The sequence below is a fragment of the Vibrio coralliilyticus ATCC BAA-450 genome, assembly GCF_000176135.1.
GTDB classification, from domain to species: domain Bacteria; phylum Pseudomonadota; class Gammaproteobacteria; order Enterobacterales; family Vibrionaceae; genus Vibrio; species Vibrio coralliilyticus.
The window spans coordinates 730,277-756,763 of record NZ_ACZN01000015.1; the positions used below are offsets into that span (position 1 = coordinate 730,277).

The following is a 26,487-nucleotide window of genomic DNA, read 5'->3' on the forward strand; positions in this document are numbered from 1 at the left end:
AACTTCATTAACCAGCTAATGACAAGTTTATTTATTACGTTAAGTGTTAGCCTAATTACTTAACTTTGCTAGAAATAAGTATGGTTCTCACCACACCTATAACATTCAAAAATATCTCCAGCTATTGAGTTGATACGTTTTTTGGCGCTCTCTCCCAAAAAGCCCTTGCCGCCAAGGGAATAAAATTGCAATATAATCACATATAAATTCATCTTTATTGGATAAATAGTGAAGATTCGTAATACCGCTTTAGTCAAAGGCTTCCGCCAATCGGCCCCTTACGTGAATGCCCACCGTGGCAAAACCATGGTCATCATGCTAGGTGGCGAAGCGGTTGCTGATAACAATTTTGCTAATATTATCAGCGATCTGGCTCTGCTTCATAGCTTGGGGGTCAAGATCGTCCTCGTCCATGGCGCGCGCCCGCAAATCAATCGAATTCTAGACCGATTCCAACATGATACGCCCTATCACAAAGGCGTTCGTATTACTGATGAAACTAGCCTAGATATCGTCATGCAAGCCGCAGGACAACTTCAGTTAGCCATTACCGCCCAGCTGTCGATGAGTTTGGGCAATACGCCTATGGCCGGTACTCAGCTTAACGTCGTGAGCGGTAACTTTGTCATTGCACAACCACTTGGTATTGATGATGGGGTTGATTACTGTCACAGTGGTCGAATTCGTCGAATTGATGTCGAAGGCATCAACCGTACACTCGATCAAGGCTCTATAGTGCTACTTGGCCCAATTGCCAGCTCAGTAACCGGTGAATCCTTCAACCTTTTATCCGAAGAAGTTGCAACTCAAGTTGCACTCAAATTACATGCTGACAAGTTAATTGGCTTTTGTTCGGAACAAGGGGTCATTGATGAGAATGGAAATGCTGTTGCTGAGCTCTTCCCGCGTGAAGCAGAGCAGTTTCTCGAAAAACTTGAACAAGACAGCGGCAATAGCGAAGACAGTGCCTCAGGTACTATCCGCTTTCTGCGTGCAGCCACTACCGCCTGTCGAGCTGGCGTCCCACGCAGCCATTTGGTGAGCTACAAAGTTGATGGTGCCTTAATTCAGGAGTTGTTCTCCTTAGATGGTATCGGTACTCAAATCGTAAGAGCGAGTGCCGAGCAAGTTCGCCAGGCTGACATCGACGATATTGGCGGGATACTAGATTTAATTCGTCCTCTCGAAGAACAGCGCGTACTGGTGAGGCGATCTCGCGAGCAGCTTGAACAAGAGATTCATCAGTTCACCATCATCGAAAAAGATGGCCTGATCATCGGCTGTGCAGCGCTTTACCCATACACTCAGGAAAAAATGGCTGAGATGGCGTGCGTCGCCATTCATCCAGAATACCGTGATGGTAATCGTGGCGTCTTGCTGCTCAACCATATCAAATTACAATCGAAGGCTCAGGGGATTAAGCATATTTTCGTTCTGACGACACGCAGCCTACATTGGTTCCGCGAACAAGGCTTCTATGAAATGTCTGTTGATTTTCTTCCTTCGCAAAAGCAAAACCTCTACAACTACCAAAGAAAATCGAAGATTCTAGCGATTGAACTGTAATGCATAGTGATAAGACAAAGAGTTAGGCAGTTTCTTTGTCTTGTCTCATCACTGAAACGCTGTTGTCACTATTTAGATCAATTTTTCCGCTTTATTTTGTCGCATTAACTGGTTAAAATTCGAGCTCCCTAATAACCCGCTACGGGAAAAAGGGGAGCCCGATTGGACTCGTCTTCAACTTACAGGCACCTAAGCCTGATAAGTCGCACGGATTGCTTGAGGTAGATAACAACGTCACTAAGAGCAAATGACCGATGAAAACCATCATCTGTAACTCGATCCAGAGTTTCTGGGATATGGCTGATAACGAACTTCTGGAAGGGCTGGACGTCCACTGCGTCTTTCCTGTCAGTAAGGGTTTAAAAGCATTTATATTGAACTACCAGCAGAAGTACGGCATCCGCAGTATCTCTTTCAGCCAGGCAATTCAATAACTCCTCTCAATAGCCATGGATGGTAATTGTTATAAACGGTTTACCAAGCCACTTGCTCTCTCAGTCCTGATCTTCACCCCTCGCGCCAAAACTCTGTCATCCACATATAAACTCAATTTTTGTTTTGCACGCGTAATGCCCGTGTAGATAAGCTCACGAGTCAGAATTGGTGTAAATTCCGGTGGTAATATCATCAAGGTGTGCTCAAATTCGCTGCCCTGTGATTTATGAATCGTCATCGCGTAGGCCGTTTCATGCTCAGGTACTCGGCTTGGAAGCACAGCTTTAACCGAGCCATCAGGGAGTTCGAAAAACACCTTCAGTCGCTCAACTCCGTCCGAGTTATCACGTAAACAAAGGCCAATATCACCATTGTACAAACCCAATGCGTGATCGTTACGTACCACCATAACGGGCCTTCCGTGATACCAAATCTCGTCCTGAACCTGAATCATTTTACGTGCGTTTAATGCTCGCTCTATGCGTTGATTAAGTCCTGAGATGCCAAAATCTCCTTCCCGAACGGCACACAGCAAACGACATTTTGCGAACAGCTGCAGCGCATCTTTTGCGCGCTGATGAGTGGTTTCTGGTTGTTCAGTGTTGGGATCCACCACCACTTGTCCGATTCTCTTTAAGTAATGGCTGTATTCCTGTGCCAATGTTTGAATCATCTGACTGTAGTGCTGACCATCGATAGGAAATCTCGCTATGTCTTCGAAATCTCGCTGCCAGACCCAATCGACTTTTTGCATTGAGCCGGAATTGATCGCTTTCGCTAATTGTCCGATACCTGAACGGGCATCAAATCGGTAGCTCTTTTGCAGCATGCACAAACTATCAGCAATAGTCGCCGTAGTATTGGAGGATTGGGCTAGTGTCTGGTAGCCAGTAAGCTGAGCAATCACACCAGCGTGAGGGGCACTGTAGCCTTGTTGGTAAAAGGAACAAATATCTCCCAACACCGCCCCAGCTTCCACCGACGCAAGCTGATCTTTATCACCGAGCAGTATCAAACGAGCATGTTTAGGCAGTGCATCCACCAGCTTGTACATCATAGGCAGATCCACCATAGAGGCTTCATCCACCACTAAGATATCGAGGTGAAGTGGATTGTGCTGGTTGTGACGAAATTCAACACTGTTTGGCACAGCTCCTAGCAAGCGATGCAAAGTGCTGGCGTCGGTTGGGATTTGCTCTTTAAGCGCAGGTTCAACAGGCAATTCTGCTACCGCCTTACCGATAGATTCCGTCAATCGCGCAGCCGCTTTACCTGTCGGAGCGACGAGCTTAATCACCGGAGCATCGCCAGCTTGCTGAGCCTGAGTGATCAAAGCGGCAAGCAATTTCGTCACGGTGGTGGTTTTTCCGGTACCCGGACCACCAGAAATCACCGCAAAGCGTCGCGTCAATGCCACAGCTGCCGCTACCTTTTGCCAGTTAACACAGACCGACACGGGTACCAACTGATCCAGCACGTTCAAATGCTCTATTTTGGTCGCACTAAGGAGCTTTTGGTCTATGGTAGGCCAATCGAGCTGTTCGCTGCTCACTACATCAAGATGATCGCAGACTAACTGCTGTCTCAGTACCTGTGTAGAACTCCCATCAGATTGCGCGGAGGCCAGATCAGTAAAGAGGTAACGATAGTTTCTGGCAAACAGGTGATTCAACAACTCTGCCAGTTTTTGAGCATCAGTAGGCTTTAGGATCATAGGTGACCCAAAGCTGTTCAAGCGATTTGCCAGTACAACTTCGTAATGCCAATAACGATGCAGGTAAAGTCGTTCACCGTCAAAAATCATTGGCGATGTCTGCCCTTGATCTCCGACCAAAGATGAAGCTTGAAGTAGTGATGGCCAATCTACCTTTTGTAGCATTTGATTAAGCTCAACAGCCGCATCACCAAACAGCCCCAATTTGGCTGCCAAATCCACAGGCTGTCCGTAACAGTCAAACAGTGGCAAGCAAATATGCCCCTTACCTAGCTCGCAGCTGAGGATTGCCGCAACAAAAGCAACGTATTCATCTTTACTTTGAGCAAGAATAAATCGAGCAAACTGATAATCAATCTGTCGGATTGAACCTTTGCTCGCCAGAGGCTGAAGACGCGAAAAGAGATCTTGCATGATTAGAGTAACTCCATCTGACCAGAGCTGGACTGTTTCGGTTCGATAGGACGGCCATCAATCAGACTGTCCATGTCTTCGAGAAACTCAAGTGTCGGCCGTGCAGAGAAAATGCCGTGTTCACTTGCTCCGTCCATACCGCGCAAAAACAGGTAATAGACTCCGCCGAAGTGAGTCTGGTAATCGTAATTTGGTACGCGAGTTCGCAGGAATCGGTGTAAAGCCAGCGCATAGATTTGATATTGGAGATCATAGCGGTGATCCACCATGGCCGTTTTCAGGGCCTCGCCATGATAGTCAGCGACATTATCTCCAAGGTAATTGGATTTCCAGTCAAGTACGTAATACTTGCCCTGATGTTCAAACACCAAGTCAATAAAACCTTTCAGCATACCCTGTGTGGAATGAAAGCCCAGATCGCCTGCTTTGGCAGACAGAGGGTCGTGACGCTGAATGACGCGATTCAATGCGGGTGCAGTCAGTATTTCAATCGGCAACAAGAACTCCATTTCAACTAAACGTTGGGCAGGCTGTTTTTGATTGAGTTTCAGTTGCTTACCATCTAACGGCGTTGCCAATACAGTATCGACGAGTTGTTGAAGTATCGGCAACCAAGCAGGGTCAAGCTGCTCACTTTCCATCAAATTAACAATGATTTCGCTATTGCTGTCTGAGGTTGCAGATTCGGTAAACTCAACCTCTTCAAATAAGGTGTGAAGGAAGGTTCCTGGTCTGGCGCCTTTCGGGAAAGTAAAAATATTTTTCTCAGGCTCAAGCTGCTCTTCCTCCTGCTGTTCATCAGAAGAGTCGACATCCAATAACAATATGTCCGTCACAGCATCGTCAAAATGGTGGCTGGCTCCCTGCTTAACCAGACCGGAATAACTGGTGATGCGCCAGTTACGATCGATTTCATTTTGCAATTCATTGGCATGCAGCGCTTGCTTCTCTGCTTCGCGAGTAACGAGCTTTTCATTCACACTCTCTGGTAAATCCGCCAACTGGACACAACTCAGCTCCTGAGCGTGCTGTTGCAACGCAGCGGTTAAATCGGCGATGCCACCTGGCTCACCATTTTGTAATAAGTACCCCATCGCACTGTGGTGCACGCCAGTAGGCTCTTTCGTCGAGCGACCATTACGTAGCGGCGCCGCACCGACAAAGCAGCCATAAACCGCGCGAGTGAGCGCCACGTAGATCAAGCGCAGATCTTCCGCCAGCCTCTCCTTGTCAGCTTGCTGTAATGAGGCGTCCTGTTTGGTGATATCCAGAATGGTTTTGTCTGAAGCACTATCGTAATACTTGGCTTCACTCGCCTCTCGATAGCTGAACACAAACGGCAAAAACACCAGATCGTATTCCAACCCTTTTGATTTGTGGATGGTGACGATCTGCACCAAATTGCGCTCCGATTCCAAACGCTGGATCTGCTCCTCACTTCCCCCGAGACCATTGCGGGCATCACTAATGGCCTGAGCTAACCAGCGCAGCAAACCGTGGTCACTGTCGAGCTCTTGGCTGGCTTGCTGAAGCAGCTCTCCTATGTGCATAAAGTCCGTCAGAGATCGCTCGCCATTATCTTCTTCAAGCAATCGTTCTGCGATGTGTCTTTTACTCATCACGCTACGCAGCATCGGCAATACGCCACGTTGACTCCATAAGCGGCGATACTCCTTAAACTCATTGATGGCATTTTCCCATTCATTTTCATCATTATTGAGTTTGTCGAGGGTTCCGGCATCAAGAGCAAACAGCTCAGAAGCAAGGCTGGCTCTTAAAGCACGATCATTTTCCGGAGTGAGCACCGCTTGGAGTAATCGTTGTAAGTCTTCTGCCACCTGTGAGACAAATACACTATCTCGGTTAGACAGATACACGCTGGCAATCCCCTGCTCTGCCAAGGCCTGTTTGATCATTCGACCTTCACTGCCGGTTCGAACCAACACAGCAATGTCTCCGGCCTGAATTGCGTGTTGAGACTTTCCATCATCAAAAAACGCACGCTCGCTCTGAGCCGCCGACAAAATACGATGGATTTCATCGGCACAGGCCTGCGCCATGGCTTGATGATATTCACCTTTCGCCAATGGCTTCTCTTCAGCTTCTTGTAACCAGTAAGTCATTGCCGGTTGGCGCTGTCCATCTATCATCCACTGGCGTTTGTCTGCATTCGGGCTCGATTTAACCGGAATAAACGGAATGTCATCGTCATAAACAAACGGGCTGCTCGGCGTTTCGAACACCTGGTTCACCGCCGCGACCATGTCTGAGCTCGACCGCCAGTTGGTGCCAAGAGTGAAGTGAGAGGAGACCTGATTACGTGCCTTGATGTAGGTAAATATATCCGCACCACGAAAACCGTAAATCGCCTGTTTGGGATCACCAATCATGAACAAACCGCACTGAGGGTGCTCAAGATAGATACGGCTGAATATGCTGTATTGAAGCGGGTCGGTATCCTGAAATTCATCGATCATGGCGACCGGATAGAGAGAGCGGATTCGCTGCGTAAGCAGCTCACTATCATCTTCATCAATCGCTGCGGACAACTGAGTCAGCAGATCATCAAACGACAGCCACTGTTTCTGCTGCTTGGCCTTCGCCAACATCTCGCGGCACTGTTCTATGGCGTGTGCCAGCAGTGGTGCTTCAAGACTAATAGGTTTGGCGAGAAACTGCTCGATAGCAACAAAAGCGGGATGGCTTGGCGCTTGCCCTTTAGGGGTCTTCTCTTGCAGGATATTCTGCGCAAACTTTTCTAGTTTATCCGGGTACTCATAGCCCGTGGTTTCACTCGCTGCCCACATGTCCACCGCTTCAAGCCAAGCAGGCAATGATTTCTTGGTGTAGCTACGCTTGTTGACATCCGAGTCGCTGATTAGAGCAAGGTAGTCTTGTTGCCCTTCGCGCCAAATTGTTTTGAGTTCATCAATCTGTTTGAGGTTTTGGCTATACAGGTCAGCCATACTGCCTTGCATTGCTGGCACTGAGAGCTGCAAAGGTGCCCCGGTTAAATAAGGGCTGATCTTTTTCAACAGTTCGGCAGGCGCCCCCCAAATTCGGCGCACTTCACCGGCGAGATTAAGCGGTAGTGGGTAGAAATTACGTCGCCAGTAGTCTGCCACAACCTGAGCTTTAAGGTGACTCTCATCAGTAATGAATTCGTTATTAAAGCGACTACCGGATTCAAACGCATTTTGAGTCAACATGCGCTGACAAAAACCGTGAATCGTATAGACCGCCGCTTCGTCCATCTGCCTTTCCGCTTGAAGGAGAATTTCAGCCGCTTGAGAATGATCGTCAATGGCTTCAAGCAAAGGTTGAATCACGGGATCACCGCTTTGACCACGAGAAAAGGCCAGCCGCGCATCATGAATTCGGGCTCGAATCCGGTCTCTCAGTTCGGCGGTCGCAGCCTCAGTAAAGGTCACCACCAGAATTTGGTCCACCGTTAGCGGCTGCTGGTGTTTACTTTCCGCACAGCCATGACCAAGCAACAACCTGAGGTACAGGCCAGCAATAGTGAAGGTTTTTCCGGTTCCGGCTGACGCCTCAATTAAACGCGCGCCATGAAGCGGAAAAGTCATGGTATCCAGTGACGTTACCATTGACGTGGATGTCATAAAATTCGTGCCCTTGATGCATTTATTCCAGATCCAAATGTGATCCAGACTTTAAAATGATATTTATCAATAAAAATCCCATTCAAGATAGGATTTTATGAGACCTCTCTCACGGCAAGCGGCGAGTCTTACCGATAGTATTCGCTGCACGACTTACGCAGGCAATACCTGACGCTAAGCAACCGAATCATGGTCCCTCTGACCTGTGGCCGTACAGAAAACGCCCTACACCAATAATGATTTCCTGGCGGCCACCTACTTCTCTATCTCTTGATTATCTTTCACTGCCAGTCTCGGCGCTTGTAACACTAATGCCGTCAACGTCCTGACTTGCATCGCCAACTCATCGCTCCATTCAGGCCAGATACGAGCAATGTAAGCGTTCGCGCCTTCCCCATGACTAAGGTAACCATCGTTAAATGTGTCTGCCATTTTCTTGAGTGACTTTTCTTCATCATCAGCCCAATTACCACGGCTAAAGCCCGCTTCTACACAAGCTAAAGCGGTATTCGGGAAGTACGTTAAAGGCGTTGTCATTCCCTGATAGAACAAGCGAACCAACTCTCCCAGCGTCGAGTGAGCAGCAGCCGCACTCTCGAGAGGCGGAAACGTGAGGTGCACGGCTCCTTCTTTGCGGTCATAACCCACCATATGCGAGCATTGCTGATGCCCCATCGCGTTCATAGCCAAATGATCGATCCAGACAGCAAGATAATCCTGAGCACGTATTCGCCCACTGCGAAAACGAACTAAGCCCGATTGATAGCTTTGAGTTAGCCAACCTGTCAGCTGAACAGGCTTTCCTTCTCCCAGCACATCAAAGGTCAGTTTCACTTCAAGATCGTCGCTCGGTGAGCCACATAACCAAGTGAGCTTTTCTACCAGCTCTTCAGCCTGTACTCGATTGGTTTCAAATTCGATATCACCAAATGCGCCTACTGGTAGCTTACCTTGAGCACGTTGATGTGCGATGAAATCGTTAATGATAGCTTGCTGATCTCCTGCACCACTGAGCTGATGTTCAAGCAATAATTCCAACAGGCTATCGCGCATTTGGTAGCTTTCTAAGCCATTGAGAACGAATGGCTCATCATCTTCCATTACAGGTAACGGAGGCTCAAACACCACCTTGAGACGGCGATTGAAGAAATACTGCACAGGTAAACGCCAGAAGCGTTGTAACTCAACCAAATCCAGCTCAAGCGGATAGACTGCATCCAATAGGTAATCACTTAACTGGCGATTGAACTGGCCACCAACCTGTCCTTGTCGATTCGCCGCAGGCAACCACTCTTTAGCGTAACTGGCATTATGTTCAACAAAAGCACTCGGGCTAAACGGCACCATAGAGTGACTGGCACTAATACAGTTCAACAGGCGTTGACCCGATTCGTCCACTGCTAACGCTTCATCTCCTGCCAGACAGTAGTTTTGTTGGCAATATTCCATCAACTCAGACACCAATACTGACGGTACGCGCTCCGTATTGTCCTGAATCGAGCGACCCACATAGCTGATATAGAGCGTGTGTTGCGCTGACAACAAGGCTTCCAAAAATAGATATCGGTCATCATCCCGACGAGAGCGGTCGCCGGGCTTCGCCCGGCCATTCATCAAATCAAACCCTTCAGGCGGAACCGTTCGCGGATAAATCCCATCGTTCATTCCAAGCAGGCAGACAGTGCGGAATGGGATCGAGCGCATTGGCATCAGAGTACAGAAATTCACTTGGCCTGCTAAGAAGCGCTGACTGACTCGGGTTCCGGAGAGTTTGTTGTGCAAGTATTGAGAGACAATATTTGGCGTCAGATCCTGCTCATACGCCGCTTCTTGAAGTTGATCTTTCAATGACGTCAACGTATCCCGAATAGACTTAAGCGCCGCTTCTCCTTCCAGATCGACGCTAAAGAAGTCATCCAGCGCAACCGTCAAGGTTTCACGCCAGTGTTCAATGGACTGAGTCTGAGCCAATTGGCTACGGTAATGGCTGACGGTTTCGATGAAATGAGCCAGTTTCCCCGCTAACTCTGCTCCCATCCCCTGGACCTGATTATAGGGGGACAACAGCCCGCTTTCGGTTTCCAGCAACCCAGCAGATTCAGGCATAGCGTAACCGAGCAACATGCGCTGAATGCCAAATTGCCAAGTGTTTTGCGAGGTTTCGGGCAAATCAAATTCTTCTCCAGTATGGTGATTGAGCCCCCAGCGAATGCCCGACTCTTCGACCCATTGTTTCGCTTGAATGAATTCATCTTCATTCAAACCAAATCGCGCCAAAATAGCAGGCGTTTCGAGCAATTCGAGTAACTCAGAAGCAAGGCAGCGAGTATTTGGCAAGTTCACAACCTGCATAAACGCATGCAAGATCGGGCTTTCCTGATCAGCCGTTCGGTCGGAGATGGAATAAGGGATAAATCGTTCACCCGGCGCATTACCAAACACCGCCTGAATGGCCGGACTGTAGGCATTAATATCCGCCACCATAACAATGATATCGCGTGGTTTTAGGCTTGGATCGGCATCAAACATCGCCAGCAACTGATCATGCAGTACTTCCACTTCACGCATTGGACTGTGGCAAGCATGCAATGAGACCGAGCGATCCCACTCATCAATCACTTGCTTGTGATGGCTGTCATCGAGGGTATTGTCATCCTGATGCTCTTCAAGATTAAGGATATCGGCCTGTAAATGGTGTAACAGAGAGTCACGCTCAATATCAACGAAAGCTTCAATTTCATGAGACTCCAGTTGAGACAGTAAATACATGTTGTCCCTGCCCAACTTGCCCATTGACGCGAGTAAGCTGTTGCCCACCACATTGGTGTGCAGTTCGTCATCAAGGTTTTGCTCAATATCGCCTTTCAGCTGCTGTGTTTCACCTTCGAGCTCGGAATGGTCTTGCTTCCATACCAGATGTTGTCGATGCCGAGCAGCCAAGCGCGCGAGGTATTTACGATCGCGTACCTCGCCCCAGTAGTAACGACAGGGGTTAGTAAACATCAGATGGACATCAATATGCTCACCGATGGCTTTCAGCGCATCCATGTAGCGAGGAGGTAGCGAAGTGATGCCAAACACAAACAATCGCTTCGGCAGATGATCAAACTTACCGCTGTAGTTTTCCAGCGTATCGATGAAGTGTTCGTAAAGGTTGGCACGATGATAGGGCGACTGCCCTAGCTCAATAGTGTGATCGTACAGTGCCTGCCACAGAATAGGCTGCCAGCTATGTTCTTCTTCCAACTCAGCTACAACTTGGCCTGCTTCCCAACTGGCAATCCACTCAGGGCGATAAACCAGATAGCCGTCGAAAATATCAGCGATTTTTTCGGCAAGTTGATAGAGCTTACTCTGATCATCGTCATCCACTAGGTAGCGCTTAAGTGCCTCAAACTCCACCTGTTCAAGAAGGCTGGGAAGAATAAACATTAACTTCCAGGTCATGGCTTCTTTGTTGAAGGCGCTTCGCTGTGGCACATCAGGCAACACCTGAGTGAACATATTCCAGATGAAGGTGGCAGGCAGCGGGAATTCAATGTTTGCGGCAACACCAAACTCTTTAGCGAGCTCCATTTTCAGCCATTGCGACATACCCGGACTCTGAACCAGAATTTGCTCTTGTTCGAATGGGTTTTCTAATGGATTGAGCCGAACCAACTCGACGAGTAAGGATTTTAAAACGTCAACTTGGTTGGAATGGTAGACAGTAAACAAAATGCACTCACACTATTCTTGCCGCAATTGGGTTGAGATTAGCATAAGTGCATAGCTTTCTTGATAATTATACGCTTGTCAGTGCATCAAAAGGTTACGCATTACGCACTATGACCTTATGAGGCTGATAGAAGCTGAAGTAACGCCATGCTACATACCCTACAACTCCAGTCGCCACTAACAGCTCCAGACTCGCTAGAGTATGCACCTGCTCAACATACCGAGCGTCAATACCTGTCTGCTGCATCCACCCTGCTAGCTTAAATAACGCAGTTGAGCCTATAACCATCGGGAAAGTAAACGCGGCATAACCAGGGCTAAATGGTAACCTCAGCAATCTGAAAAATGCGAGGTAGATAATCGCTGTCATCAATACACCAATGCCAAACAACAAACCAACAATCACAGGCGATGGCTGTGCTGAAACTGTCAGGTATCCTGCCAGCGATAAGCTCGCGGGTGCAGCCATAATGGCTAAGGTTGGCTTGGCTGCATCAGGCACCTGATGGGTAAACATAAAGCGATAAATCATCATTGGTAGCATCACAGAATACGCCAACATGCCGAATATCAATGCACCATGCGCAATCACAGCCAAGTCAGGGTTCCCCGAAAACGAAACATCCGCGACAATAATGCCCACAGGTGGTACAAACCAGCTTGGCACCATGTGATGCAGTTCAAACTCCTGAATTCGGTGGTAGATAAAGCTGACAAGGAAAACAATATGCAGGCCAACCGCTCCTAGCCAAAGCACATCACCCATCACTGGGGAAAAATGGCCGAGTGAATTCGACACCACCATAGTGCCCATAGCGAATGTAGGGACGACACTACCAACAACAGGATGCGCCAAGTCCTGATTCAGCAGATGTCTATGAAACAGAAATTTGACCGCCAGAACCACGAGTAACACACTTGCTATCGCTGCCCCGCCCAACTGGCCATAACCATTTAAAGGCGCAAAGTTCTCCCAGCACCAACCTAAACTGGCAATCCCTAGCGCTAATCCTGCCATAGGTGTCGGTGCACCCATCACTTTTGCTTTTGTCGCTTGAATCATCATTGCCTCACATTCTTTCTTCTACAGAGACAATAATACGCTTGCTAAATGTTCGAATATATCTAATTATTTAAAACACTCGTTCAGAATAGTTTAACGTTATTATTATGGCTGCCAATATCTCCCTTAAACAGTTGAAAGTGTTCATTGCCATTACTCAGCACGACACATTGACTGCCGCCTCGGAAGCGCTGTTTTTATCCAAAGCCGCCGTCAGTATGGCGTTATCAGAACTGGAGAAACAGCTCGGTCACTCATTATTTGATCGGGTCAATAATCGCCTTGTTCTCAATCAGGAGGGGCAAAAACTACTGCCACTGGCAGACGAGCTATTGCATCGCGCTCAGGATATCGACCAGCTGTTTGACGGTGACCAAACCCTAAGCGGGCTGCTCAGAATTGGCGCCAGTGATACGATTGGTAATCAAGTCGCCCCTTATATGCTCAACCAATTTCGCCAGCAGACAGGCCACAAATCGCAGAGCTTATTTATTTCAAACTCTGCTTTGATCTGCGAAAAACTGGTCGACTATGAGCTGGATCTGGCATTAATAGAAGGCAAAACCTTACATCCTCAACTAATTTCCACTCAGTTTGGTCAAGATGAAATGTGTGTCATTTGTGCGCCAGATTCTCCCTTTGCTAAATCTCCTCAACACCCAATCGGAGAGCTGGAAAACAGCGAATGGATTCTGCGCGAGCCCGGTTCGGGTTCACGGGAGTTTTTCTTACGCGTGATTGCACCACGCCTTGAACACTGGCAAGAAGCGTTTCAGCTCAACACCACTGAAGCACTGATCAACAGCGTTTCTGCTGGCCTCGGCCTGGGCTGTTTATCGCGCTTGTCGGCGGAACCCGCGATTCGTAGTGGTCGAGTGGTCGAACTGACGTTACCGCTGGATATGAAAAGGCGCTTCTGGTTGCTGGTACACAAAGAAAAGTATCAAAGCCCGCTACTCAAATCCTTCATCGACTTCTGTCATAACTGGCAATAAAAAAAGGCAGCCCCAATCACCAGGGCTGCCCTTCTAATCACTCAAATCAGAGAGATCAGACAGTGGATTCATTTGCAGGCTCAAGCGCCAATTTTTGTTCCTCTTGCTTCTGCTTAGCTGGGCTACGTTTTGCCAGCACGTAATAGAACAGTGGCGTGAGTAACAGACCAAATACCGTGACACCAATCATGCCAGAGAACACTGCGATCCCCATGGCTTGTCGCATTTCAGCACCCGCACCGGTAGAGAACACCATAGGTACGACCCCCATAATGAAAGCGATCGATGTCATCAGAATCGGGCGTAAACGCAGACGCGATGCCTCTAGAACCGCCTCCATGACAGTACGACCTTTGTCCTGCAACTCCTTAGCAAATTCAACGATCAGGATAGCGTTCTTCGTCGCCAGACCAACCAGTACAATCAGACCAATCTGGGTAAAGATGTTGTTATCGCTACCCCACATGATCACACCACTGATCGCCGACAATAATGTCATCGGGATAATCAATATGATCGCCATAGGTAAACGAACACTTTCATATTGAGCCGCCAGCACAAGAAACACCAACAAGATTACCAGAGGGTAAATCAGCGTAGCAGTATCACCAGCCAACTTCTGCTGGTAGGTCAGCTCTGTCCACTCATACGTCATGCCAATAGGTAAAGTCTCAGCAAGGATCTGCTCAATCGCTGCCTGCGCCTCACCTGAGCTAAAGCCTGGCATTGGGCTACCGTTCACTTCAGCCGTCGTATACGCGTTGTAATGCATCACACGATCTGGGCCTGCGCTGTAGTTAACATCAACAAAAGCCCCCAGAGGAATCATATCGCCATCGGCATTGCGAACCTTAAGCTGACGGATTTGCTCTGGTGTCTGACGGAACTCTTCATCAGCCTGAACATTGACCTGATAAGTTCGGCCAAAACGGTTGATGTCGTTGACATAGGTACTACCCATGTAGGATTGAAGTGTAGAGAACACATCGTCAAGAGACAGATCCTGCTTGAGTGCTTTGGTACGATCGACGTCCAGATCAAGCTGAGGCACATTAACCTGATAGCTTGAGAATACGCCAGTCAATGCTGGATGCGCCCAAGCTTTCATGATCACTTGTTGAGTGACACCATACAAAGCTTCATAGCCATGGTTTGCTCTGTCCTGAATTTGGAGACGGAAGCCACCAATAGTACCCAGCCCCTGTACAGGCGGTGGTGGGAAAATAGCGATAAAGGCATCTGGAATCGAAGCGAACTTCTGGTTAAGCTGCATCGCAATCGCGTTGGCACTCAAGCTTGGATCTTGACGCTCATCAAAGTCGGCCAATGGTGTAAACACAATGCCGCTATTCGGGCTATTGGTGAAGCCATTGATGCTCAGTCCTGGGAAAGCTACAGAGTGTTCGACCCCCGGCTGCGCCAGTGCGATTTCCGACATTTCACGAATCACCGCTTCAGTTCGATCCAGTGATGCTGCATCTGGTAATTGTGCAAACGCCACCAGATATTGCTTATCCTGCCCCGGTACGTAGCCCGTAGGAGTCTGATCAAACTGATAAGCTGTCAAGCCAAGCAAGCCAACATACATCAAGCCAATCAAGGCCCCTAAACGGATGGTCTTGGTCACCGCGTAGCCGTATACCATAGCACCACGATTAAATAGCTTATTGAACGGTGCAAAGATAAAGCGGCCAAACAATCTGTCCATAGCGCGGGTTAACCAGTCTTTCGGCTGATCGTGACCACGTAGCAATAGCGCTGATAACGCAGGACTTAAGGTCAGCGAGTTAATCGCTGAAATAAAGGTTGAGATAGTAATCGTCAAAGCGAACTGTTTATAGAATTGCCCGGTTAGACCAGACATAAACGCCGTCGGGATAAATACCGCCGCCAAGACTAAGGTCGTTGCAACGATTGGCCCCGTTACTTCTCGCATCGCTTTTTCAGTCGCGGCAATCGGTGCTAAACCTTCTTCAATATTCCGCTCAACGTTTTCGACGACAACAATGGCGTCATCGACGACAATACCAATCGCCAATACCAGACCAAACAGGGACAAGGCATTGAGCGAGAACCCCATCAGATACATAAAGGCAAACGTACCAACCAGTGATACAGGTACTGCTACCAATGGAATGATCGAAGCGCGCCAAGTCTGCAAGAATAGAACGACAACCAGTACCACCAGCAAGACAGCTTCGAGCAATGTCTGAACGACTGCTTCAATTGAGCCACGCACGAACACTGTTGGGTCATAAACGATCTCGTAACTCACACCTTGTGGGAAGGTTTGCGACAACTCCTCCATCTTCGCTCGTACATCATCAGAAATCTGAATCGCGTTAGAGCCAGAAGCTTGGAAAATAGGAATAGCAACCGCATCCTGATTATCCAACATTGAGCGAAGAGAATATGTCTCTGCGCCTAACTCAATACGCGCTACGTCTCTGAGTCGGTTAACCTGACCATCTTCACCCACTTTGATGATGATGTTTTCAAACTCTTCAACTTCGCTTAGACGACCTTTCACATTGATCAATAGCTGGAAGTCAGAGTCGCCACTTGGTTGCGCACCCAAACTACCTGCCGCAGCTTGTTGGTTTTGTTCCTGAATCGCGGCAATCACTTCGCTTGGATTCATGTCGAGAGCGGCTACTTTGTTTGGGTCCAGCCAGATACGCATACTGTACTCACCGCCACCAAACAATCGAACCGCACCAACACCTTCGATACGAGCCAACTCATCTTTGACATTCAGTGCCGCATAGTTCGCTAGGTATAGCAGGTCATAACGCTCATCAGGTGAAATTAGGTGAACCACCATCGTCAGATCCGGTGAGGACTTTTCTGTCACCACACCCAAGCGCTGCACAGTTTCTGGCAAGCGAGGTAAAGCGCGATCCACTCGGCTTTGAACCAGTGTTTGTGCCTTGTCCACATCGGTACCGATGGCAAAAGTCACGGTTAAGGTCATTACACCATCTGATGTCGCCTGCGAAGACATGTACAACATGTCTTCCACACCATTAATCTCTTCTTCGAGTGGAGAGGCAACGGTATCGGCAATAACTTTAGGGTTTGCTCCCGGGTAGGTCGCCGTCACGACAACGGTCGGCGGCACCACTTCCGGATACTCAGTGATAGGCAACTGCCACACTGAGATCGCACCGCCGATAAAAATCAATATCGACAATACGGAAGCGAAAATCGGCCGACGTATAAAAAACTGAGAAAACATTGCAATGATTCCTTCTTAGTTCACTTGCAAAGTCAGAAGCTCATTGCGCTGCTGATCAAGTAGCGCCTGTTGCTGGCGAATGCTCGCGAGAGTGTTTTCATCCACCATAGAGACTTCATTTGGCGTCACTGGCATATTGGCACGTACACGCTGCAGGCCATTGACGACAATCTTATCGCCCGCGTTCAAACCAGAAGCGATAATACGCAAGCCGTTAACACCTTCACCAAGTGAGATAGCGCGATACTGAACTACGTTGTCGTCGCCAAGCACCAATACATACTTGTTATTCAAATCAGTACCAATCGCTTTGTTATCGATCAGAACGCCCTGGTAGCTCGCTGAGCCTGCAATACGTAACTTGGCAAACATACCCGGAAGTAAGTTTTGCTTTTCGTTATCAAACACAGCGCGGACTCGAATCGTACCCGTAGTTTCGTCAATCGCGTTATCAACGAAGTCGATGTAACCCACATGCGGATAACCGGTGTCATTCGCTAGCGCCATCTGCACTACATTTTCCGCTTCACCATTTTCAGGTAGAAGGTTATTAAGCTGTTGATATTTCAGGTAGCTACGCTCATCAACATCAAAATAGGCGTACATATGAGAAGTCGAAACTAACGAGGTCAGCACAGTTTGGCCAGTCGTCACATAGTTACCTTTGGTGATTTCAGCGTTAGAAACTTTACCGTCGATAGGGGCGCGAACCAGAGTGAATTCCAGATCCAACTCAGCTTGAGCTAACGCGGCTTTTAATGCAGATACACTGGCAATACTGCGCTGCTTATCCGCAAATCGGGCATCCACAGTTTCCTGAGAAATCGCTTTGGTTTTGCTCAGACGCTGAGCACGTTCATAGTCTTTGATCGCCTGATTAAGGCTAGTTTGAGCGCTGCTGAGCTCCGCTTTAAGGCGTGTCACTTCAGCCGCGAACAGACGATTGTCGATGGAAAACAGTACATCTCCCGCTTCAACCACACTGCCTTCTTGGAAGTGAACTTTATCGACATAACCCGAAACGCGAGGCATCACAGTAACTGTCTGAGGTGACTCCAGACGACCTGAGTACTCATCTAACTCAGTGACTTTTTCAATTAATACCTGAGCCACTTCAACCCCAGGCGGTGGTGGCGCTGTCGCAGCTGATTCTGCGTGTGAATCCTGACATCCCGACAACACCAAAGGTGCTGCAATTGAGATTAGTAGAAGAGGATTTCTAAGGTGTTTACCTACCATCTCGCTATCCTTACCGTTATTTTTGTACCGATCGGTATAATAATCTCAAGTTTTGAGTTAGATCAAGATAAATTTATAAAATGAATAATTACTGCATATAGACAACGTATGACAGCCGCATTACCATTTAAGGGAGTTCAGGAATAAGTGACAGATAGATTTATGACAGGCGGAACTTCTGGCCGACCACGCTGTTTTGACCAAGAGACAGCGTTAGAAGAGGCATTAAAAGTTTTTTGGAATCAAGGGTATGAGGGTGCATCACTCACAGACCTAACGAAAGCTATGGGGATTAATAAACCCAGCATGTATGCGACTTTCGGCAACAAAGAACAGCTCTTCCTGCAGGCCGTTGATATGTACAAGCGACGTGAAAGCGAGTTCTTCTATCAGGCGCTTGAACAGAAAAACATCCGCGACGTCATTACTGGTATTCTGTCTGGCTCTGCTCAAGCACACTGCTGCGATGAAAAACCAAAAGGCTGCCTAATGATACAGGGCGCACTGGCTTGCAGCTCAGAAGCCAGCACCATCAAGCAAACCCTGATGGCTAGCCGCAATGAGATGGGAGAGACTCTCCACCAAAGGTTTGAAAAAGCGCAACAAGAAGGTCAATTGATCGAAGGCGCCAACCCGAGAGTAATGAGCCACTACCTTGCGACTGTTCTTAACGGTTTATCCGTCCACTCGGTGGATGATATTTCAGAAGAAATGATCCATGCCGTGGCTAACATGGCGATGAGCAATTTGCTTTCATGCTGCATTCAGCCAGACTGAACACTCTCCCAATCGCACAAGAGTTCACGCTTTTTCTGCCCTAAGTTTGTTTAGATAATCAACCAATTGCTCATACTATCAGCAAACACATTGCTCAGCTCTCAGAGTTGAGCTCGCTATCTGGACTTAATTGGTTAAAAACTGTATAAACAGACAGTAATGAATTCCATTAATTTTGAGTTAGAGGACCAACCATGGCTGTAATCGTCAAGTACGTGGTAGAACGCAACGGAGAAGAGAAAATGACTTTTACCTCTAAAGCGGAAGCTGACGCCTATGACAAAATGCTTGATATGGCTGATGAGCTTTTTGAGCTACTAGGTAAAAGTGAGTTGCTGGAAGATGAAGGCAAGCAAGAAGACTTGGCTATGTTCCTGGCACAAAACAAAGAAGAAGTACTTTTCGCACTTGGAGCTAAACGTAAACCTGCGCCAAAGAAAAAGAAAATTGAAGCGGTTGAAGACGCTGAAGAAGATTCAGCTCAAGAAGACGCAGCATAACATCACGCTAAACAAATGTATAAAACCTCAGCAATTGCTGAGGTTTTTTGTTTTAGGGGAAACTAATCGCCTCACGTTTACCCTAATTCCCTACTCATCTCTGAGTTACTATTTCTACCGTCTAGTCGTCATGAGAAAATTGAGATGAGTTATATTGTCGAAGTCTGTATCGATAACATTGAATCCCTTCACCGTGCAATTGAAGGTGGTGCAGGCCGTATTGAACTTTGTTCATCACTGGCACTAGGTGGCCTCACACCAAGCTTTGGTTTGATGAAACAAGCGGGCAAACTCTCATCCGTGCCTGTGTATGCCATGATTCGTCCTCGTCAGGGCGACTTTCTCTACACCGAGGAAGAGATTAAAAGCATGTTGATTGATATCGAAGCGGCTGCCGATGCTGGTTTACATGGTGTGGTTCTTGGCACTTTGAGTGCGGATGGTCATATTGATATGAACGCCGCTAAACGTCTGATCAACCAAGCCAAATCCCTCAATCTAGGCGTCACTTTCCATCGCGCGATTGACCAATGCGCCGATTATCAGAGATCTATTGAAGATATTGCCGAACTTGGTTGCGAACGTGTTCTTACATCGGGACTTGCTACTAACGTCGAACAAGGCCTTGATGTTCTTCGTCATATGGTAGAGCTTGCTGACAATCGCTTCTCAATTATGGCAGGCGCAGGCCTAAACGCAGAAAATGTCTGCAAGATCGTTTCTGAATCTGCTGTTCAGGAAGTGCATTTATCGGGTAAATCCACACGGCCAAGCAAAATGAAGCTCATCGCGGATCAAGCCAAAATGGGCAATCAGAATATTGATGACCTTGTTGTCCCGGTCACGGATCCACAAGCGATTGAAAAGGTAGTAAAAGCTCTCACTTCTTCGTAATTCTTCTCTCCCGCCTGACTTTGAAATGCTAACCTTTTGATAGCAAAAGGAGAGTCTTATGAGTAAAGGCAAACTGGATAAAAAGTTTTACGAAAAGGAACTGGCTCGGCTTCAAGTTGAATTGGTTAAGCTGCAAGAATGGGTCAAGCAAGAGGGTCTCAAAGTCGTTGTGATTTTTGAAGGCCGAGACGCGGCAGGCAAAGGCGGCGTCATCAAACGTATCACTGAAAAGCTCAACCCTCGTATCTGTCGCATTGCAGCCCTACCTGCTCCAACCGAGAAAGAAAAGACCCAATGGTATTTCCAGCGCTATGTGGCGCACCTTCCTGCTGCTGGTGAAATGGTTTTATTTGACCGTAGCTGGTACAACCGCGCAGGCGTCGAAAAAGTCATGAACTTCTGTACCCAAGAACAATATGACGAATTTCTGCGATCATGCCCCGAATTTGAACGTATGTTGCAGCGTTCTGGGATTATTTTACTCAAATATTGGTTTTCAGTTTCAGATGAAGAGCAGGAGAAGCGCTTCCTTGAACGGATTAATACACCGGTAAAACGCTGGAAATTTAGCCCAATGGATTTGGAGTCACGCAATCGCTGGGCGGAGTATTCTGCAGCCAAAGACAAAATGTTTGCCTACACAGACACCAAACAGTGCCCATGGTGGGTTGTGCCCTCTGATGACAAAAAGCGCGCTCGCTTAAACTGTATCAGTCACTTACTGGAGCAAATTGATTATCAGGAACTTACCTATCCAGAAATCTCACTGCCTGAGCTCAGTAAAGAGGGTTACATCCGCGCTCCCATTGAAGAACAAACTTTTGTTCCTGAAAAATACTGAAGCTCGCTAAGCCATTAGAAGAAACAGTATTTCGCTGCGTGTTTAGCGCAGCGCATCATCAATGCTTTGTTCACCCAGGTGGCGCACATCTTTGCCTTTAACAAAGTAGATGATGTATTCGCAGATGTTTTGGCAGCGGTCCCCTACTCGCTCAATCGCGCGTGCAGACCACATAACCTGTAGAATATGGGGAATGTTCTTCGGATCTTCCATCATATAGGTCATCAACTGGCGGATAACGGCTTCATACTCCGCATCAATTTTATCATCCAGCTTATACACTTCCGCAGCCGAATCGACATCCATACGAGCAAATGCATCTAAAACCTGATGCAGCATGCCTATCGCTTGACGACAAAGTGGTTCAAGGGACACCTGAAACATCTGCTCTTGAGATGACGGACTTTCAATCGCCACATACGCCATTTTGGTTGCCACGTCCCCAATACGTTCAAGATCGGTGATGGTTTTGATGATAGCCATGATCAAGCGTAGGTCTTTGGCCGTTGGCTGACGTTTGGCAATAATTCGTGTGCAGGCTTCATCGATAGAGACTTCCATCGCATTCACTTTGTGATCGTCACGCACGACTTTACGCGCTAGCTCAATGTCCTCTTTGTGCAGTGCCTGCATAGCAAAAGATAACTGCTGCTCAACCAGCCCTCCCATCGTCAGAACGTGGGTTCGGATGGATTCTAATTCGACATTAAACTGTCCTGATATGTGACGTCCAAAGTTCATGAAATATCTGTATCTCCCTTATTAACCGTATCTACCTGTGATGTAGTCTTCCGTTTGCTTTTTCAATGGTGACGTGAAAATTGAATCTGTATCTGAGTACTCGATCAACTTACCCATATGGATAAACGCCGTGTGATCGCTGACCCGTGCAGCCTGCTGCATGTTATGAGTAACAATAACTACAGTATATTTGGTTTTAAGATCATTGATCAGTTCTTCTATCGTCAGAGTGGAAATTGGGTCCAGCGCAGAGGTCGGTTCATCAAGAAGTAATACTTCAGGTTCAATCGCAATTGCACGGGCAATCACCAAACGCTGCTGCTGACCACCAGACAAACCAAACGCATTTTCATGCAGCCTGTCTTTCACCTCTTCCCATAACGCCGCAGCACGCAGAGAGCGCTCAACAGCGTCATCGAGAACTCGACTGTTGCGAATACCCTGCAAGCGTAAGCCATACACCACATTTTCATATATCGATTTTGGAAATGGGTTCGGGCGCTGAAACACCATTCCAACACGGCGGCGTAGTGTCGCCACATCAACCTGTGGGTGATAAATATTTTTGCTATGCAGTTTCACTTTCCCTTCCACGCGGCACCCTTCAACCAGATCATTCATTCGGTTGATGCAACGTAGGAGCGTCGACTTACCACACCCTGAAGGCCCGATAAACGCCGTCACCTGACCTTTAGGAATGCGCATGGAGATATCGCTCAGTGCCTGAGTGTTCTGATAGAACAGGTTTAGGTCTTCGATTGCAATCGCCGTCTGTTCATCACTCAGGTTGTTCACGTCTAATGGTGCCTGATAGCCCAATGTCTGATTGACTGAAAACATCTCTTAATCTTGCCCCAGAGTTCGATATTTCTCGCGTAGGTTATTGCGAATACTGATCGCCGTCAGGTTCAGTCCGACGATGACACTCACCAGCAAGAACGACGTCGCGTAAACCAACGGCCTTGCACTTTCAATATTAGTGGTTTGGAAACCAACATCATAGATGTGGAAACCTAAATGCATGAATTTTCTATCCAGATGCAAAAATGGGAATTGGCTATCAACTGGCAAGCTAGACGCCAATTTTACCGCCCCCACCAGCATCAAGGGCGCTACCTCGCCTGCAGCACGGGCAACGGCCAGAATCAGTCCAGTAATGATCGCAGGACTTGCCATTGGTAATACAATTCGCCACATCGTCTCAAACTGAGTTGCACCGAGCGCCAAAGAACCATGACGGACGGAGCTCGGGATGCGGGTCAAACCTTCTTCGGTAGCCACGATCACAACAGGGAGCGTCAGTACCGCCAATGTTAACGCTGACCAAAGGAGACCCGGCGTACCAAATGTCGGCGTTGGCAATTTCTCAGCATAAAACAGGGAATCGATTGAGCCGCCTAAGGTATAGACAAAAAAGCCGAGTCCAAATACCCCATAAACAATTGATGGGACACCAGCGAGGTTTATAACCGCGACACGAATCAAACGAGTAAAAGCATTATTTTTCGCGTATTCGTGGAGATAAATAGCAGCAATCACGCCCAATGGCATAACGATAATCGACATGATCAATACCAGCAGAACCGTACCGAACATGGCCGGAAATACGCCACCTTCAGAGTTCGACTCTCTAGGATCATCGGATAAGAATTTCCATGCCTGATGTGCCCACTGAGCCACTTTTTCAACTATCGTCATTTGGTTTGGATACCAAACATCCAAAATCCGACTAAGTGGGATTCGGTACTGATTGCCCTTCATATCTTCGACAATCAGGCCTTGCTGCTCTAATTCTAATCTCAGTGCATCCAGCTGAGATTCCATTTCCGCGAGCTGCAGGCTAAACATGCTCGATTGAGCGTCGTAACGTTTGATGAATTCAGCATCTAAGCGACCATTCAGTTCACGTCTTTTCTTCTCTAAGCGCAACCTGTCAGCCTGAGCACTGATCACTTTGATCTGCTTCTCTACCAAGCGATCAATTTTAGTACGTTGCTTATCGGCAAATACCAGCGCGCTTTCAACATCGGTTTTAGCCTGCTCGCTTACCTTGCCATCAGCAGTAAAATATCCTTTCGGTTGACCGTAAAAGTCCCCACCTCGGGTCCGTTCAATCACCGCCCAACCTTCAGGCTTTGAACGTTCAAGTAAGTCGACTTCCAGAATAGAAACAAAGTCAGCAGGGTAAATATCCCGATTGGCAATCTTAATACTCAGTCTTTGAACTAAGCCTTTCTCCTCGACTTCAGGAGTGAGCGCAATGTCCATTTCGCGTAAGTGGCTAATCGGCACATATTCTTCAGCGTAAAGCTGACCAATCAAGACGTCACCCTGTTCAGTTTTCCACTGATAAAGGGGAGCAGGCCAGAAATAGGACAAACCTTTCCAACCGATAAGCAGCAGCAAACCAAGCACTGACAGCAAACTAATGCTGACTGCTCCGCCTGTTAGCCAGACCCAAGGTGAACCGGACTTTAGCCACTTAAACACGATCAATGCCCCTCGGATAACTTCGATTACAGCGCACGATATTTATCCCTTAACCTTTGACGAACCCATTCCGCGAGCGAGTTAACCGCGAAAGTAAACACCAGCAAAATCAGCGCCGCCAAAACAGAATACGATAGTGAGAGCTGCCCACTTCAGACTCAGGCATTTCAACTGCGATAGTGGCTGACAGGGTGCGCATACCTTCTAGAATATTCCAATCCATGATTGGCGTATTACCTGTAGCCATGAGCACAATCATGGTCTCGCCGACGGCACGCCCCAGCCCCATCATGATGGCAGAAAAGATACCTGGGCTTGCGGTGAGTAGCACGACATGAATCAGGGTTTGCCAAGGCGTAGCACCTAACGCCAGAGAGCCGTCTGATAGATGTTTTGGCACCGAGAAAATCGCATCTTCTGCAATGGTGAAAATGGTAGGAATGACGGCAAAGCCCATTGCAAAACCGACCACCAGCGCGTTACGCTGATCAAAGCCAATTCCCTGCTCGGCAAGATACGCACGGACATCACCATTAAACAACCACTGTTCAATATTGCCACTCTGACCCAAAATCACGACAGTAAACAACATCATCGCAGGCATCAGAATCAGCGCATGCAAACCATTGGGGAACCGACTGCTCCAGGTGCGTGGCAGCTTGTGCCAAATCGCCCCGATGGCAACGGTTGAAATGGGTAAGAACAACATCAGCGACACCACAGCCGCCAGATGGCTCTCTACAATCGGTGCGAACCATAGCCCGGCTAAAAAGCCAATGATCACGGTCGGTAGCGCTTCCATCAGTTCAATCGAAGGCTTCACCACTCGGCGCATGGATGGCGTCATAAAATAAGCTGTGTAAATTGCGCCTAATACAGCAATCGGCACAGCAAACATCATGGCAAATGCTGCTGCTTTTAACGTACCAAATGCGATGGGCACTAGGCTGAATTTGGCTTCGAACTCATCGTTCGCCGATGTGGTTTGCCAAACAAATTCCGGCTTTGGATAACTTTCATACCAGACTTTCTGCCACAGCGAAGATAAAGAGATTTCCGGGAATGGATTATCAACGTAAGCCACATTGAGCTGTGAGTCGGACAGGGTTAGCAGGTGCTTTTCATTGTTAGACATTGCCGCCAATTGCGGCGCTTTATCGTAAGCTCGTTTAAAAATCACCAGTTTTTCGCTGGTGGTGTAATGGCTCTGCACCGTGCCATTGATATAAAAGCTGTAAAAACCCTTGCGGTACGTATCAGGCAGCAAGAATTGCAGCTGCGACGCCAGTTTAAAATCACGAATCTGAGTGAGGTGTCTTTGCCCGTCACTCAACACATCAAACCATTGAGAGACTAACCCATCCTGATGACTGACCAACAAAGAATATGCGCCTGACAGCAGTTTAATATCCGTCACCGCGTGTTTGCCCTCGCCCTGACTCAAATCGACCACTTCGCGCACTACGAAGCTTTCAATACCTTTTTTGGCAATCACGACTTCAGAGCCGGTTCTCAGGTAAAGCGTGTTGCCATCAGGCGTAAGAAGCAACTGGTCGAGAGCAACAAATGGCTTAGGAAACTCGAAATTCTGAATCTGCTGATTAGCATCACGCCAACGAATTCGAACACGGTTATCTTGGTAATAACCAGCTAGGGTGACATTGTTATCCACAGCAAAAGCAAACGACCTTAGAGCTGAGCCTGACTCTGTCTGCAAATCAAAATCTAAAGAAAAGTTATCAACTTCGGGAGAAAATATACGCTGCTCACCCTGCAGAAGACTGGTCATCTCAGGTCGATATAATAACACTTGGCCGTTAGCCATTGCCGCACCCAACCAACCCTGTGCTGGGTTGCCCGAGCTGTACAGTGAATACTGAGCGCCTAGTTCAACCGATAAACTGGGCTGTTGTGACCAGCTCGTCAGCGACCAGAAATCAACATAACCGGCCTCAGATACCACATAGGCATGCTCGCCATAATCATCAATTCCAGCAGCCACTGGCGCTTTAGTGGTAATAGACTGGATAGCAACATTTGGAGTGAATTTTGCGTCAGAGAAAAGAGGCAGGACCATCATTGCCAGATAAACGAAGATCAAAACCAGCGCAGCCAAAACACCGACACCACCTGTCGATACCGCTAACCGAACTAAACGATCTTTGATTAGTCGCTTTCGATCACGTTCTCGCAATGAAAATTCGGCTTTGGCCATTTCTCTCACTTACCTGCATTTGCCC

The 26,487-nt window shown here is 47.8% G+C and carries 16 protein-coding genes and 1 pseudogene; 7 read left to right on the forward strand and 10 right to left on the reverse strand.

Annotated elements, in window-relative coordinates:
- Window positions 1-228 precede the first annotated feature (228 nt).
- Window positions 229-1,566 (forward strand): amino-acid N-acetyltransferase, encoded by a 1,338-nt coding sequence (gene argA, locus VIC_RS10650; RefSeq protein ID WP_006959719.1) that lies wholly within the window; start codon window positions 229-231, stop codon window positions 1,564-1,566.
- Window positions 1,567-1,820: 254 nt separating this feature from the next.
- Entirely contained in the window at window positions 1,821-2,000 is a 180-nt protein-coding gene (locus tag VIC_RS10655) for a hypothetical protein (RefSeq protein ID WP_006959721.1), read from the forward strand.
- A 29-nt stretch (window positions 2,001-2,029) separates the two neighbouring features.
- Here the strand turns inward: VIC_RS10655 and recD are convergent, their stop codons facing one another.
- The 4 genes from recD to VIC_RS10675 all read right to left on the reverse strand — a co-directional run bounded on the left by recD (window position 2,030) and on the right by VIC_RS10675 (window position 12,532).
- Complete coding sequence (gene recD / locus VIC_RS10660) at window positions 2,030-4,129, reverse strand: exodeoxyribonuclease V subunit alpha (RefSeq protein WP_006959722.1); 2,100 nt, start codon at window positions 4,127-4,129, stop codon at window positions 2,030-2,032.
- 2 nt (window positions 4,130-4,131) lie between these two features.
- Complete coding sequence (recB, locus tag VIC_RS10665) at window positions 4,132-7,752, reverse strand: exodeoxyribonuclease V subunit beta (protein ID WP_006959724.1); 3,621 nt, start codon at window positions 7,750-7,752, stop codon at window positions 4,132-4,134.
- Between the two features lie 255 nt (window positions 7,753-8,007).
- Entirely contained in the window at window positions 8,008-11,469 is a 3,462-nt protein-coding gene (recC, locus tag VIC_RS10670; RefSeq protein ID WP_006959725.1) for an exodeoxyribonuclease V subunit gamma, read from the reverse strand.
- A gap of 94 nt (window positions 11,470-11,563) precedes the next feature.
- Window positions 11,564-12,532 carry a TDT family transporter gene (locus VIC_RS10675; RefSeq protein WP_039951792.1) on the reverse strand — a complete coding sequence of 323 codons (969 nt, stop codon included), beginning with the start codon at window positions 12,530-12,532 and terminating at the stop codon, window positions 11,564-11,566.
- 107 nt (window positions 12,533-12,639) lie between these two features.
- Here VIC_RS10675 and VIC_RS10680 point away from each other — a divergent pair, with 107 nt between their 5' ends.
- Window positions 12,640-13,527 (forward strand): LysR substrate-binding domain-containing protein, encoded by an 888-nt coding sequence (locus VIC_RS10680; RefSeq protein WP_006959727.1) that lies wholly within the window; start codon window positions 12,640-12,642, stop codon window positions 13,525-13,527.
- Between the two features lie 55 nt (window positions 13,528-13,582).
- Here the strand turns inward: VIC_RS10680 and VIC_RS10685 are convergent, their stop codons facing one another.
- Both VIC_RS10685 and VIC_RS10690 read right to left on the reverse strand, forming a co-directional pair.
- Window positions 13,583-16,765, reverse strand: a complete 3,183-nt coding sequence (locus VIC_RS10685; protein WP_006959728.1) for an efflux RND transporter permease subunit — start codon at window positions 16,763-16,765, stop codon at window positions 13,583-13,585.
- Window positions 16,766-16,780: 15 nt separating this feature from the next.
- Window positions 16,781-18,004, reverse strand: a complete 1,224-nt coding sequence (locus tag VIC_RS10690) for an efflux RND transporter periplasmic adaptor subunit (RefSeq protein ID WP_006959729.1) — start codon at window positions 18,002-18,004, stop codon at window positions 16,781-16,783.
- Between the two features lie 147 nt (window positions 18,005-18,151).
- Between VIC_RS10690 and VIC_RS10695 the strand changes: the two genes are divergently transcribed.
- The 4 genes from VIC_RS10695 to ppk2 all read left to right on the forward strand — a co-directional run bounded on the left by VIC_RS10695 (window position 18,152) and on the right by ppk2 (window position 21,016).
- Window positions 18,152-18,781, forward strand: a complete 630-nt coding sequence (locus VIC_RS10695) for a TetR/AcrR family transcriptional regulator (RefSeq protein ID WP_236612173.1) — start codon at window positions 18,152-18,154, stop codon at window positions 18,779-18,781.
- 194 nt (window positions 18,782-18,975) lie between these two features.
- The gene (locus tag VIC_RS10700; RefSeq protein ID WP_006959731.1) at window positions 18,976-19,281 is read left to right on the forward strand and encodes a YebG family protein; all 306 of its coding nucleotides are present in this window, start codon (window positions 18,976-18,978) and stop codon (window positions 19,279-19,281) included.
- Between the two features lie 144 nt (window positions 19,282-19,425).
- The gene (locus VIC_RS10705; RefSeq protein WP_006959732.1) at window positions 19,426-20,175 is read left to right on the forward strand and encodes a copper homeostasis protein CutC; all 750 of its coding nucleotides are present in this window, start codon (window positions 19,426-19,428) and stop codon (window positions 20,173-20,175) included.
- Window positions 20,176-20,233: 58 nt separating this feature from the next.
- Window positions 20,234-21,016: a polyphosphate kinase 2 gene (ppk2, locus tag VIC_RS10710; RefSeq protein ID WP_006959733.1), complete on the forward strand. Its 783-nt coding sequence runs from the start codon at window positions 20,234-20,236 to the stop codon at window positions 21,014-21,016.
- A 42-nt stretch (window positions 21,017-21,058) separates the two neighbouring features.
- On the opposite strand, the gene phoU is transcribed toward ppk2, so the two are convergent.
- The 4 genes and pseudogenes from phoU to VIC_RS10730 form a co-directional block, all read right to left on the reverse strand.
- On the reverse strand, window positions 21,059-21,757 hold the full coding sequence (gene phoU, locus VIC_RS10715; RefSeq protein ID WP_019274141.1) for a phosphate signaling complex protein PhoU: 699 nt from the start codon (window positions 21,755-21,757) through the stop codon (window positions 21,059-21,061).
- Window positions 21,758-21,778: 21 nt separating this feature from the next.
- Entirely contained in the window at window positions 21,779-22,597 is an 819-nt protein-coding gene (gene pstB / locus VIC_RS10720; RefSeq protein ID WP_006959735.1) for a phosphate ABC transporter ATP-binding protein PstB, read from the reverse strand.
- Window positions 22,598-22,600: 3 nt separating this feature from the next.
- Window positions 22,601-24,247, reverse strand: a complete 1,647-nt coding sequence (gene pstA, locus VIC_RS10725) for a phosphate ABC transporter permease PstA (protein ID WP_006959737.1) — start codon at window positions 24,245-24,247, stop codon at window positions 22,601-22,603.
- A 26-nt stretch (window positions 24,248-24,273) separates the two neighbouring features.
- Window positions 24,274-26,462, reverse strand: a pseudogene (locus tag VIC_RS10730) (ABC transporter permease subunit).
- Between the last annotated feature and the right edge of the window lie 25 nt (window positions 26,463-26,487).